This is a genomic window from Synechococcus sp. HK01-R, assembly GCF_014217855.1.
Classification (GTDB): Bacteria; Cyanobacteriota; Cyanobacteriia; order PCC-6307; family Cyanobiaceae; genus Synechococcus_C.
In genome coordinates, this window is sequence record NZ_CP059059.1 from 516,937 (window position 1) to 529,318 (window position 12,382).

Sequence of the window (12,382 nt, forward strand, 5' to 3'; positions counted from 1 at the left end):
GATCCCCCGGTTTCTCCCAGCATGGTGCCAAAGCACACAAAGGAGGGTCAGGGGGCGACCCATAGGATCCTCGGAACTTTGAACGACGGCACGTGTTCGATTCCCTCGACCTCGTCATTGACACCATCGTTGCCAGGGAGGTGCTCGATTCCCGCGGCAACCCCACCGTGGAAGCGGAAGTGCTGCTCGAGGGAGGTGCCAGCGGTCGGGCGATCGTGCCCAGCGGCGCCAGCACCGGCGCCCACGAGGCCCATGAACTGCGTGATGGCGGCAGCCGCTACATGGGTAAGGGTGTCACCCAGGCGGTGGACCACATCGAGGATCGGATCGCCCCCGCTCTCTGCGGACTGTCTGCCCTTGACCAGGCGAGCATCGATGCAGCCATGCTCGAACTCGACGGCAGCGCCAACAAATCCAATCTGGGCGCCAACGCCATCCTGGCGGTGAGCATGGCCACGGCCCGTGCAGCTGCCAACGGCGTGGGCCTTCCGCTCTACCGCTACCTGGGCGGACCGATGGCCACCCTGCTGCCGGTGCCCCTGATGAACGTGATCAACGGCGGCGCCCATGCGGCCAACAGCCTTGATTTCCAAGAATTCATGCTGGTGCCCCACGGTGCCCCCAGCTTCCGCGAAGCCCTGCGCATGGGCACCGAGGTGTTCCATACCCTCAAGGGCCTGCTCAAGGACCGTGGCCTGAGCACCTCTGTAGGCGATGAAGGCGGCTTCGCCCCTGATCTGGGCAACACTGAAGCGGGCGAAATCCTGGTGGAAGCCATTGAGAAAGCCGGCTACAAGCCCGGCGAGGAGATCGCCCTTGCCCTCGACGTGGCCAGCACAGAGTTCTTCGCCGATGGCCGTTACGCCTTTGGCGGCGGCAGCTACACCAGTGCCGAGATGGTCGACCAACTCGAGCAGCTGGTGAATCGCTTCCCGATCGTTTCGATCGAGGACGGACTGGCGGAAGATGATTGGGAGGGCTGGAAGCACCTGACTGAACGCCTGGGCAACCGTGTGCAGCTCGTGGGTGATGACCTGTTCGTGACCAACAGCCAGCGCCTTCAGCAAGGCATCGATGCCAGCACAGCGAATTCGATCCTGATCAAGGTGAATCAGATCGGCACCCTGACCGAAACCCTGCAGGCGATCGATCTGGCGGGCCGCAACGGTTACACCAGCGTGATCAGCCACCGCAGCGGTGAAACCGAAGACACCACCATTGCTGATCTCTCCGTCGCCACCCGCGCCGGTCAGATCAAAACCGGCTCCTTGAGCCGCAGCGAACGGGTCGCCAAATACAACCAGCTGCTCCGCATTGAAGATGAGCTTGGTAGCCAAGCCGTGTATGCCGGTGCCGTTGGCCAAGGTCCCCGCGGCCGGGGCTGAGGCTCAGGGACCGTTCTGGCCAAGCTGCTCAATCCGTCCATCCCGACGGAGCTTGAGTTGCAGCTTGAGCCAGCCCATGCCTACAGGAATCCCTGCCGCCACAGGCAGCAGGGCCCACAAAGGCCGAGGTCCCGCACCCAGCAGCGCAGCTGCCAGGGCCAACGAGCCCAACAGCACGGATTGTCCGACCGCGTGTTGTGCCGTCACCATGCGCCGGAACTGACGATCGGATTCGCCCATCCGGATCTGCAGTTGCAGATCCCCTTGCTCAAGGCGCTCCAGGCTCTCGTCAAGACGGCGGGGGATCCCTGCAGCGCGGCTGCTCAGCGCTCCCACCTGACGACCAAGTTCATTGAAGAGATCGTTGGGTCCGGATCCGCTGGAAGCCATCAAGGGAAGGAGGTAGGGCTTGGCAATCGCCACCAGGCTAAAGGCGGGATCGAGGCTGCGTCCGACCCCTTCAAAGGTGGAGAGAGCCCGCATCACAAAGATCAACTCCACCGGCAGCCGGAAGGGCTGGCCATACACCAGCTCGTAGAGATCTCCCGAAAGCTTGTCGATCACATTGGCGCTGAAGGGAGGCGTGAGCGCCTCCTGCAACATCAACCGCACCAAACGCCTAACCGGCCCGATGTCCACATCACGGGCGATCACCCCGGCGGCCTGCATCTCACTGACCAGAGCCGCCGCATCCCTTGAGGCCGCCGCACGGACCATGGCACCCAGCCGCCGACGTAGGCCATCGGAGAGCAGCCCCATCATCCCGAAGTCGTAATAGATCAGGGCGCCATCACTAGCGACAGCGAGGTTGCCGGGATGGGGATCAGCATGGAAAAAGCCAAAGCGCACCAGTTGCTGCAGATAACTGGCCGCTCCGATTTCAGCCACAGACGAAGGCTCGATCCCTGCGGCAACAAGGGCAGGGCGATCATTGACCTTGATCCCCGGCAAATAATCCAGGCAAAGCACCCGACGGCTGCTCAGCTCCCAGATCACCCCGGGCACCCGGATGCGTGGCTCATCGAGAAACTGCTGCCGGAAGCGGGCGGCATGCTGAGCCTCCAAGCGGAAGTCCAGTTCCCGCAACAACACTCTCCTGCATTCCTGAGCGATCGCGACCCAATCGCGGCCCCGGCCCCAACTGGGATGCCGCTGCAGAACGGCAGCCACCTGCTGCATCACCTCCAGATCAAGGCGAAACAGGCGTTCGAGCCCCGGGCGCTGAATTTTGAGCACCACCTGCCGACCGCTTCGCAGGCTGGCGCGATGCACCTGGGCCAAGGAGGCAGCGCCGAGGGGCTGCTGATCCAGATCGATGATCTCGGCGCAACGGGCTCCGAGCTCGTCCTCCAGCACCGCCTGGGCCCGGTCAAACGAAAAGGCAGGCACCCGGTCCTGAAGATCAGCCAATTCCGACACCCAACCCGCCGGCAGCACATCGGGCCGGGCCGAAAGCAGCTGACCGAGCTTGATGAAGGCCGAGCCAAGGGCGAGCAGTTCAGCCGTCAGCCAGCGGGCACGTTGCTGCTGACGGGCCTGACGCCGTTCGGCGCTGCAACCGCCGGGATAGGTCCAGGCGCAACCATCCCACCAGAGCAGAACGATGAGCGTGAGCACTGCACGCCAGATGCGCAAGGCACGCAGCACACTGCGCAGGGGCATAGGAAGCGCCGGAGCCCCCATCAGGGTGTCTCCTCCATCAAGCGGCTGAGCTCCGCAACCCGCGCACGGAGGCCATCAATCTGCTGCTGGGGATCCACATCCCCAACGGGGCCTGCGGGCTGTGCGGGGTCAGACGGCTCCTGGCCATCGGAATCCAGTCGTTCCGCTTCCGCCCGCACCTCGTCTTGAAAAAGATCCCATTCTCTGCGCAGCCGCTCAGGTGCGTCCTGGGCAATCACGGCCACTTCAGCGGCCGCCTCCGCCAAGCCATGGCCAAGGCGAGCGGCCAAGCGGTGCATGGTGGCTCTGATCAGGGCATCAGGAGAGGGCATGACCTCGACAGAGCTGATGCTGAAACTGTGGCAGATACCCGGCGGAAAGCGCGATCCCCAACCAGCGGCCTAGGGGGTCGGGGGAGCGACCGGCGCCGCCGGGAAGGGAGCGAGAGGAGCGGGCGACGCTGGCTGGGCCTGAACCGGGGCGGGTTCGGCCACAGCTCGCGCTGGCTCAGGCTTGGGCAGCACAGGCGCGGGAACCACCGGAGTGGGCTCGGCCCAGACCGGCTCAGGCAGCGCCTGCTCTGGCAGCGGGCCAAGGGCAGCCTGCTGCTCTGCATTGCGCTTGGCTTCAGCAGCAAGGCGCTCCGCCTCTAGGGCAGCTTTCTCGGCTTCACGCTGGCGGGCCAGCTCCGCCTCTTCGGCTGCCACATCAGCAGTCAATGCCTGATGATCGTCACCGTGGAGTCGCCGCAGATCCTCAAGGGTCTGTCCGGGGAATGGCTGCGCTGCGAACCCCTCACGTTGAGGCTTCTGCAAAGCACCCTGCATCACGATGATGCGTTGGGTGATGCCGTAGCCCAGGGCAAAACAAGCGCCTGCCACGAGCGGACCCACCCAGAAGCGGGGTCGCGTCGGCCGCTCAGGTGCTGCCTGGGACGTGGACTCCTTGGCCAAGGGAAAAGCGTCCAATTCACAGGTCCATCCTGGCAGCCGCGACTGGGATCAAGTGGTGTAATCGGCGTTGATGCGCACGTATTGATCCGAGAGGTCACATCCCCAGGCACGGCCACTGCAGGAGCCATCACCCAGCTCCAATCGGATCAAGACGCTGTCGTCCTGGAGATAGGCCCCTGCAGCCCGCTGCCTCAGATAGCCCGAAGCGGCATCCCGGTCAAAGGGAAGGGGCCGCCCTGCAGCCATCAGCTGATAGGGCCCCAGCCATAGAGCCACCGCTTCGGGGTCAAAGTCCACACCGGAACGACCGGCAGCCGCCACGATCCGTCCCCAGTTGGGGTCGCGCCCATGCACGGCTGTTTTCACAAGCGATGAGCCACAGACCGTGCGGGCGATCAGAAGGGCCTCTGCTTCCGTTGCCGCACCCTGGACCAGCACATCGATCAAGCAGGTCGCACCCTCTCCATCACGGGCGATGGCGCGGGCCAGATGCTGTGCCACCAGGGTCACACCTTCCTCAAGAGCCGCCAGATCGGCGGGAGCCAGCGGCTCGCCAGCAGCAAAGGCAAGGAAAGTGTCATTGGTGCTGGTGTCTCCATCCACCGTGATCGCATTGAAGGAGCGATCCACCGCTCGCTTCACCATCGCCTGCCAGACCTCAGCCGGCACGCCGGCATCACAGGTGAGATAGCCGAGCATGGTGGCCATATCGGGATGGATCATCCCAGAACCCTTGGCCATGCCGCCGATCCGAACGCGACGGCCGCCGAGGTCCGCCTCAAGGGCGATCTGCTTATCGATTAAGTCGGTCGTCAGGATCGCGGTGGCGGCTGCAGCCCCGCCCTCAGAGCTGAGCGCGTCGACCAGGGGATCCAAGCCCGCCAGCAGGGTGTCCATCGGGATCGGCACACCGATCACGCCGGTCGAACAAATCAGCACATCGTCAGCATCCAGGCCCAAACGATCAGCCAGCGCCTGCGTAGCCCTCTGGCTATCAATCAAGCCGCGATCGCCGGTGCAGGCATTCGCCTGCCCTGAATTGGTGAGCACGGCCCTGGCCCGACCCGAGCTCGCAGCCAACCGCTGCGCGCAAAGATCCACACAGGCGGCACGCACCACGGAGGTGGTGAAAGTGCCGGCGCAAACAGCGCCTTCCGGGGCCAGCAACAAGGAGAGATCCGACTTACCGGAGGCCTTCAGTCCTGCGGTGATGCCAGCCGCTTCAAACCCCTGTGGTGCGGTGATGCCCCCCTCCAGGGGAGTCCATGAGATCGATGAGCCGCTGGTAGCCGCAAGCACGTGCGCACGCGAGACACTGGATCCATCCTGACGCCGCGCCATGCCCAGCCAACGCCGGATTGGCCTCACCGGAGGCATCGCCAGCGGCAAGAGCAGTGTTGGTCGCTGGTTGGCCGACAGGGGCATTCCACTACTGGATGCCGACCAAATCGCCCGTGACGCCCTAGTCACCGGAAGCGAGGGTGCCAAACGGGTGCTGGAACACTTCGGAGATCGGGTGCTGGCAAGCGGTTCGACCGTGGTAGACGGGCGCATCGATCGCGCGGCCCTGGCCCGGATCGTGTTCAGCGACCCAGACGAGCGGCGTTGGCTCGAGCGGCTGGTCCACCCCCTCGTCCGCGATCACTTCGATGGGGAGCTGCTGAGGCTCGAGCAGGAGCCAATCGTGGTGCTGATGATTCCGCTGCTGTTTGAAGCAGGCCTGGAGAGCCTCTGCACAGAAATCTGGGTTGTGACCTGCTCAGAACAGCAGCAACAAGAGCGACTGATGGCCCGAGATGCGCTGACGGCCGAGGAAGCCCGGCTCAGGATCGCCGCTCAGCTGCCCCTCGCCAGCAAATGCGCCAAAGCAGACCTGGTGATTGACAACGGTGACCGGCCAGAAGCGTGGACCGTGCTGGTCGAATCACAGCTCTGAGATCCAGTCCTGATCGGGAGAACCTCACGAGAAGCGCACCGCACGCTGACAACAACGGCCACCGAACCTGCGCCCCGCCCATGGCGGGGCTTACCCATCGCCAGGGATTGTCCATCAGAATTCAGGCATGAACCACCTGCTCCACCTGAGCGCCGTCGGCTTGAGCGCCTTCACCATGGCCGCCGCCAGCATTAGCTGCGGCAACGCTGCCCAAGCACAGGCGATCACATTCCGCTGTTATGACCGTGAATCAGGAGCCCTTGTCGCTGTCAGCGCAATCGACCTGAGCTCATCACAAGTGAGCTGCATGCCGGCTGCCGAGTCGGAGGGTTGGCCAAATCCAGATCCAGGCGAAGCTCCAGCACCAGGCAACGCTTCAGTCCCTGACAGCAGCCCGAACGATCCCCTCGCCGCACGACGCAGCATCAACCTGGCTCGCGATACAGCAATCCGGCTCAACGGTGGGCTCAGCGTCTACAGACCCGCCAGTTGCATGTTCGCCGGCGCCGCGGGCAATCCCTGCCTCAGCCGGGAAAATGACGACTTCGTCTTCAACATCCCTGGAGGGCCACCGGGTTGGGAGCAGAGCGGTGAAGCCCCCAGCATTCAGACAATTCTGAAAATCGCCGCCGATGGCCGCTCGGTGCTGAACGAGCTATACAACGGCCCTCCGCAAACCAACTGAGACGGAGCATTAGCCCCCCTTCAGTTTCTGAGTGAGGATCTGATTCGCCAGCTTCGGATCAGCCTTACCGCCGGTCTTCTTCATCAGCTGGCCCACAAAGAAACCCTGCAGCTTGTTCTTACCGCCGCGGAAAGCTTCCACCTCCTCAGGGTGAGCAGCCAGGAGCTCTTCGACGATGGCGGTGATCGCGGCCGGGTCGCTGATCATGCCCAGGCCTCGCTCATCGACGATCTTGGCCGGTGAGCCACCCTGCTCGAGCAACTCAGGAAGGATTTCCTTGGCGATCTTGCCGCTGATCTTGCCGCCATCGATCAGTTGCACCATTTCCGCGAGCTGCTCCGCGCGGAAGGGCAAGTCCCCGTAGCTGAGACGGTTGCTGTTCACATAGGCGGCGATATCGCCCGTGATCCAGTTGGCAGCAAGCTTGGCGTCAGCACCTGCAGCCACCACAGCCTCGAAATAATCCGCCATCGGACGTTCGTCGGTGAGCACCCGGGCGTCGTATTGCGACAGACCAAGGGTCTCCGCATAGCGATGGCGCTTAGCCGCGGGCAGCTCCGGCAGTTCGGCGCGCCAGGCTTCGCGCTGATCCACGCTCACCTCGATCGGCCCAAGGTCAGGATCGGGGAAGTAGCGGTAATCACTGGCTCCCTCCTTACCGCGCATGCTCTTCGTGAGCTGCTTGCCCTCATCCCAGAGTCGGGTCTCCTGCACCACGGGTTCGCCGGTTTCATAGGCCTTGATCTGGCGCTGAATTTCGTAGTCACAGGCCTTCTGAATCGCCGAGAAGGAGTTCATGTTCTTGATCTCCACCTTGGTGCCAAAGGGGGCATCAGGCCCCTGGCGCACGGAGATATTGACGTCACAACGCAGGGAACCCTCCTGCATGTTTCCATCGCTCACGCCTAAGTAGCGCATGATCCGGCGGATCTCAGAGGCGTATTCAGCAGCCTCGCGACCGGTGCGCAGATCGGGCTTGCTGACGATCTCAGCGAGCGCAACCCCAGCGCGGTTGTAATCCACAAGGGAATGGGTGGAACCCGCCAGTCGATCGCTGCCGGCATGCACCAGCTTGCCCGCGTCCTCCTCCATGTGCAGACGCTCGATACCGATGCGTTTGAGGTAAGTGTCTTTGCCTTTTTCTGCCACTTCCACCTCGATCCAGCCGTCCTCAGCGATCGGTTCGTCGTACTGAGAGATCTGGTAGTTCTTCGGCAGATCGGGATAGAAATACTGTTTGCGGTCGAACTTGCAGTGCTCCGCGATGTTGAGGTTGAGGGCCATCGCCGCCTTCACCGCATACTCGAGCACCTTCTGATTCAGCACAGGCAAGGTGCCGGGCAAACCGCACACCACCGGGTCGATGTGGGTGTTGGGGTCATCACCGAAGGCCGTGGAGGCGCTGGTGAAGATCTTGCTCTCGGTGCCCAGCTGCACATGGGTCTCCAGACCGATCACGGCTTCCCAGTTGCCCGTGCCCGCGCCGTTCGCTGCCATCCGCCCAGATCCCTGCTAGCCGGCCAATCCTATGGAACGACGTCGTTAAGGTCGGGTGTCTGAACCACAAGGGGGCAATGGCCGACGATCCCGTCGTGATCCTGGGAGGGGGACTGATGGGGCTGGCGGTGGCCCATCAGCTGGCCCGCCGCGGCCGTCAGGTGACCGTGCTGAGCCGCCGCCGCAGCGAAGCGGCTGGATTCGTGGCCGCCGGCATGCTGGCCCCCCATGCCGAGGGCCTGAGCGGCACCCAGCTGCGTTTCGGGCAGATCAGCCTGGAGCGGGCCCCAGGGTGGGTCGCCCAGATCGAGGCCGACAGCGGCCTGCCCTGCGGCCTGCGCTCCAGCGGGATCGTGGTGCCGTTCCAAGGTGCAACGGAACGGGACCGATACCCCACCGCAGCCTGGGGGCAGCCCCTGAACCGCGCCCAGCTCGAGCGGGAGCTACCGGGCCTGGCCCCGCAATGGAGCACAGGACTGCTCTTTGCTCAGGACGGCCAGATCGACAATCGCCGCCTGCTGATGCGGGCCCTCGAAAGCGCTTGCGCCGACCGCGGCGTGCGCTTCCAGGAGGGCTTAGAGGTCCTGGCCCTCGAACAGGACGGCAAACACCTGCAAGGAGCACGAGTCCGTAACGCAGAAGGAACGGAATACACACTGGATTGTTCAACGGCCGTGCTCTGCAGTGGCGCATGGAGCGCCCGACTGCTCTCCGCCCTCCCGGTGTTTCCCGTGAAAGGGCAAATGCTGTCCCTCCAGGCCCCTCGGGGCGCCCTCAAGCGGGTGATCTTCGGCCCCGGCACTTACCTGGTGCCCCGCGAGGACGGACTGGTGGTGGTCGGCGCCACCTCCGAACCCGAAGCCGGCTTTGACGAAGGTCTCACCCCCCAGGGACAGCGGACCCTGCAGGACGGCATCGCCTCCCTGCTGCCGCAAGCCATGGACTGGCCACCGATGGAACGCTGGTGGGGATTCCGACCCTGCACCCCCGACGAGGGCCCGCTGCTGGGGGCAAGCCCGATCACGGGGCTCTGGCTGGCCTGCGGCCATCACCGCAACGGGGTGCTGATGGCGGGCCTGACCGCAGAGCTGGTGGCGGATGCCGTGCAACAGGAATCCCCCAGCCAGCTCAATGGTGAGCTGCTGGGGGACTTTCGCTGGGACCGGTTTGAAGTCGGGGCTCTCAGCAAGAACCCTGACTGATCGGAAGGATCAGCCCTCGGTGCGCCAGCCCTGATCCGAAGGGGTCCAGTCGCTCAGCTCGGAAGCCTGGAACCAGAGACCGATCTCGAACTGGGCCGTTTCCGGGGCATCGGATCCATGGATCACATTGCGACCGATATTGATCGCCAAATCACCGCGGATGGTGCCGGGCTCGGCCTCCAGGGGCTTGGTCGCACCAATCAGCTTGCGAGCGCTGGCGATCACACCGTCACCCTCCCAGACCATCGCCACCACAGGGCCGGACGTGATGAACTCGACCAGGCCGGCGAAGAAGGGGCGCTCCTTATGCACTCCATAGTGCTGCTCTGCCAGCTCCCGGCTGGGGGTGAGCTGCTTGAGCCCCACCAGCTTGAAACCCTTGCGCTCGAAACGGCCAAGGATCTCGCCAACGAGACCACGCTGGACGCCATCGGGCTTGATGGCAATGAAGGTGCGTTCGGCAGCCATGAGTAGGAGAAAAACCGCGGTCATCGTCCGTGGCCGACGGCCCGCTTGGCAAGCAAGCCTGCTGCCCAAAGCTGAAGCTCGTGACCGAGCTGCCTAGATTCCGAGTCTTAAACTGTGGCGGAAGCATCGATGCTCAGTGCTCCCTCTGGCACCGACGGCACATGGACTGCCCAGGCAGGCGCCAGTGTCTATGGGCTCGATCGCTGGGGGGATCCCTACTTCTCCACGAATGCCAGGGGGCATGTGTCTGTGCAACCCAGGGGGGATCGCGGCGGCAGCATCGACCTGGTGGATCTCGTCACGGGCATGCGGGACCGCGATTTGGCTCTCCCCCTCCTGATCCGCTTCGATGACATTCTTGAAGACCGCCTGGAGCGACTCCACGCCGCCTTTGACCGCGCCATCGCCCACTACGGGTTCAGAGGTCGTTATCAGGGGGTGTTTCCGGTCAAATGCAACCAACAACGCCATGTGGTCGAGCAGCTCGTCGAGAGCGGCCAACGCTGGCATTTCGGCCTAGAGGCCGGCAGCAAGGCCGAACTGCTGATCGCACTCTCACTTCTCGAAGACCCGGACGCCCTGCTGATCTGCAACGGCTACAAAGATCAGCGCTACATCGAAACCGCCATCCTGGCGAGACGCCTCGGTCGTCAACCCGTGGTGGTGATCGAACAGCCCGAAGAGGTCAATCGCATCATCAAAGCCAGTCGTGATTTAGGTGCAGCGCCCCTAATCGGAATCAGGGCTCGGCTGTCCACTCGCAGCACGGGACGTTGGGGGAGTTCCGTCGGCGATCGCGCCAAATTCGGGTTGTCCATCCCAGAACTACTGGACACCGTTCGAGCGCTTGAGGAGGCCGACCTACTCAGCGAACTACGCCTACTCCACTTCCATATCGGCAGTCAGATCAATGACATTGCCGTTTTGAAGGATGCACTGCAAGAAGCTGGGCAGATCTATGTGGAGCTCCATCGTCTGGGTGCTCCGATGGGCTACTTAGATGTAGGCGGTGGACTAGGTATCGACTACGACGGGAGTCGCAGTGCCACCGCTGCCTCCACGAACTATTCCCTTCAGAACTACGCCAATGATGTAGTGGCGACAGTGCGGGAATGCTGCGAACCCTGCAACGTGCCTGTGCCGACTCTCGTCAGCGAAAGCGGACGAGCTCTGGCCAGCCATTTCAGTGTGCTGGTCTTCGATGTTCTCGGAGCGGGCACAGCTCCTGATCACGCGCCATCCGCTGCTGAAGATGACCCGCTGATTGTGCGCAACCTGCAGGAGACCCTCAACAACATCAACCAAAGCAACCTGCAGGAAGCCTGGAATGATGCGCTCAAATTTAAGGACGATGCACTCAGCGCCTTCCGGCTGGGCTATCTCAATCTTCCCGATCGAGCACGGGCCGAACAGCTCGCATGGGCTTGCGCCCGCAAGATCGCATCGCTCATCCCCCCGGAACACTGCCCTGAGGATCTGCGCAACCTCAAGGCCAGCCTGGCCACCACTTATTACGCCAATTTCTCTGTTTTCCGGTCCGCCCCAGACACCTGGGCCATCGATCAACTCTTCCCGGTGATGCCGATTCATCGCCTGGACGAAGAACCAGATCAACTCGGCAACATTGCTGACCTCACCTGCGATTCAGATGGGAAGCTCGCCCGCTTCATTCATGATGGCAAGAGCAAAGCACTGCTCGAGCTCCACCAGCCCAAACCTGGCGAGCCCTACCTGGTTGGCCTCTTTCTCGCCGGTGCCTACCAGGAAGTGATGGGCAATCTGCACAATCTCTTCGGCAGCACCAACGCGGTGCACATCCGACTGGCCCCTGGTGGTGGCTACCGGGTTGACCATGTCGTGCAAGGAGACACGAACGCCGATGTGCTCCAGGCGATGGAACACAATCCCGAGCTGATGCTCGAACGTCTTCGCCTGGCCAGCGAACAGGCCATCAGTGATGGGCGACTCTCCGTCAGCGATGCCCGTCGTCTCATGAGCCACGTGACCACCAGTCTTCGCCAAACCACCTATCTGCAGGAATGAGCCTCAACCCTCACCCTCTAACAGGCCTCGTTTGATCAGAGGCTGGGCATCGACAAGGCGCAACTGTCCGTCCTCTTTAACGACGGTGCCTCGACTCCTCAACTTGCTCAGCGTCCTCGACGCCGTTTCATGAGCCAATCCAGCAAGAAGCGCGATTTCTTTCTGCGCCAAGGGCGGAATCAAAGCCAGGGGATCTTTGGATCCAGAGGATTTCCGAGTAAGTAGGCCAAAGGATCGAGCAACTGTGTTGTGGCGTCGGCACTCTGCAGAGCGAAGCGCTGATTCAGATCCCGCAGTCGACTGGCCTCCAATCGAGCGAGAGCAAGGGCGAATCGCCACCTAGCGCGGATCCTTGAGGCCCTCCACGCACTGGTCAACATGAATCGCTTCAGTTGGGAACGCAACTGCCAACAGCTCTCCCAGGGGCCACAACCTTGAGGCAGGGCGGCTCGGTTGTTGCAAACACTTCACTTGCTCTGTAACGCAACTAACACTTGGGCGGATTTGAACAAGCCATAAAACTCAGCCTTAAGGAGCGTCTACAAAACCTG

At 62.9% G+C, this 12,382-nt stretch carries 11 protein-coding genes and 1 pseudogene; 5 read left to right on the forward strand and 7 right to left on the reverse strand.

Going from position 1 to position 12,382, the window contains the following annotated elements; all coding sequences use genetic code 11:
* Positions 1–92 precede the first annotated feature (92 nt).
* On the forward strand, positions 93–1,385 hold the full coding sequence (eno, locus tag H0O21_RS02765; RefSeq protein ID WP_185190305.1) for a phosphopyruvate hydratase: 1,293 nt from the start codon (positions 93–95) through the stop codon (positions 1,383–1,385).
* A gap of 3 nt (positions 1,386–1,388) precedes the next feature.
* Here the strand turns inward: eno and H0O21_RS02770 are convergent, their stop codons facing one another.
* From H0O21_RS02770 to argJ, 4 genes are all read right to left on the reverse strand, one after another.
* Positions 1,389–3,068: an AarF/ABC1/UbiB kinase family protein gene (locus tag H0O21_RS02770; RefSeq protein WP_185190306.1), complete on the reverse strand. Its 1,680-nt coding sequence runs from the start codon at positions 3,066–3,068 to the stop codon at positions 1,389–1,391.
* Positions 3,068–3,379 carry a hypothetical protein gene (locus H0O21_RS02775; RefSeq protein ID WP_185190307.1) on the reverse strand — a complete coding sequence of 104 codons (312 nt, stop codon included), beginning with the start codon at positions 3,377–3,379 and terminating at the stop codon, positions 3,068–3,070. The genes H0O21_RS02770 and H0O21_RS02775 overlap by 1 nt, the downstream gene beginning before the upstream one ends.
* Positions 3,380–3,448: 69 nt before the next feature.
* Positions 3,449–4,000: a hypothetical protein gene (locus tag H0O21_RS02780; protein ID WP_185190308.1), complete on the reverse strand. Its 552-nt coding sequence runs from the start codon at positions 3,998–4,000 to the stop codon at positions 3,449–3,451.
* Positions 4,001–4,048: 48 nt separating this feature from the next.
* Positions 4,049–5,341, reverse strand: a complete 1,293-nt coding sequence (gene argJ / locus H0O21_RS02785; protein ID WP_185190309.1) for a bifunctional glutamate N-acetyltransferase/amino-acid acetyltransferase ArgJ — start codon at positions 5,339–5,341, stop codon at positions 4,049–4,051.
* Between argJ and coaE the strand changes: the two genes are divergently transcribed.
* Together coaE and H0O21_RS02795 are read left to right on the forward strand one after the other, a co-directional pair.
* Positions 5,340–5,936, forward strand: a complete 597-nt coding sequence (gene coaE / locus H0O21_RS02790; protein ID WP_185190310.1) for a dephospho-CoA kinase — start codon at positions 5,340–5,342, stop codon at positions 5,934–5,936. The genes argJ and coaE overlap by 2 nt on opposite strands.
* A 127-nt stretch (positions 5,937–6,063) precedes the next feature.
* Positions 6,064–6,621 carry a hypothetical protein gene (locus tag H0O21_RS02795; protein WP_255441102.1) on the forward strand — a complete coding sequence of 186 codons (558 nt, stop codon included), beginning with the start codon at positions 6,064–6,066 and terminating at the stop codon, positions 6,619–6,621.
* A gap of 9 nt (positions 6,622–6,630) precedes the next feature.
* Here H0O21_RS02795 and gatB read toward each other — a convergent pair whose 3' ends face one another.
* The gene (gene gatB, locus H0O21_RS02800; protein ID WP_185190311.1) at positions 6,631–8,118 is read right to left on the reverse strand and encodes an Asp-tRNA(Asn)/Glu-tRNA(Gln) amidotransferase subunit GatB; all 1,488 of its coding nucleotides are present in this window, start codon (positions 8,116–8,118) and stop codon (positions 6,631–6,633) included.
* A gap of 77 nt (positions 8,119–8,195) precedes the next feature.
* Between gatB and thiO the strand changes: the two genes are divergently transcribed.
* Positions 8,196–9,320 (forward strand): glycine oxidase ThiO, encoded by a 1,125-nt coding sequence (gene thiO, locus H0O21_RS02805; RefSeq protein ID WP_185190312.1) that lies wholly within the window; start codon positions 8,196–8,198, stop codon positions 9,318–9,320.
* A gap of 9 nt (positions 9,321–9,329) precedes the next feature.
* Here the strand turns inward: thiO and ndk are convergent, their stop codons facing one another.
* Complete coding sequence (gene ndk, locus H0O21_RS02810; RefSeq protein WP_131454994.1) at positions 9,330–9,788, reverse strand: nucleoside-diphosphate kinase; 459 nt, start codon at positions 9,786–9,788, stop codon at positions 9,330–9,332.
* Between the two features lie 129 nt (positions 9,789–9,917).
* Here ndk and speA point away from each other — a divergent pair, with 129 nt between their 5' ends.
* Positions 9,918–11,831, forward strand: coding sequence for a biosynthetic arginine decarboxylase (speA, locus tag H0O21_RS02815; protein ID WP_185190313.1), 1,914 nt, complete (start codon positions 9,918–9,920; stop codon positions 11,829–11,831).
* A gap of 3 nt (positions 11,832–11,834) precedes the next feature.
* Here speA and H0O21_RS02820 read toward each other — a convergent pair.
* Positions 11,835–12,163 (reverse strand): annotated as a pseudogene (locus tag H0O21_RS02820) (helix-turn-helix domain-containing protein); the annotation flags it as partial.
* Positions 12,164–12,382: the final 219 nt, after the last annotated feature.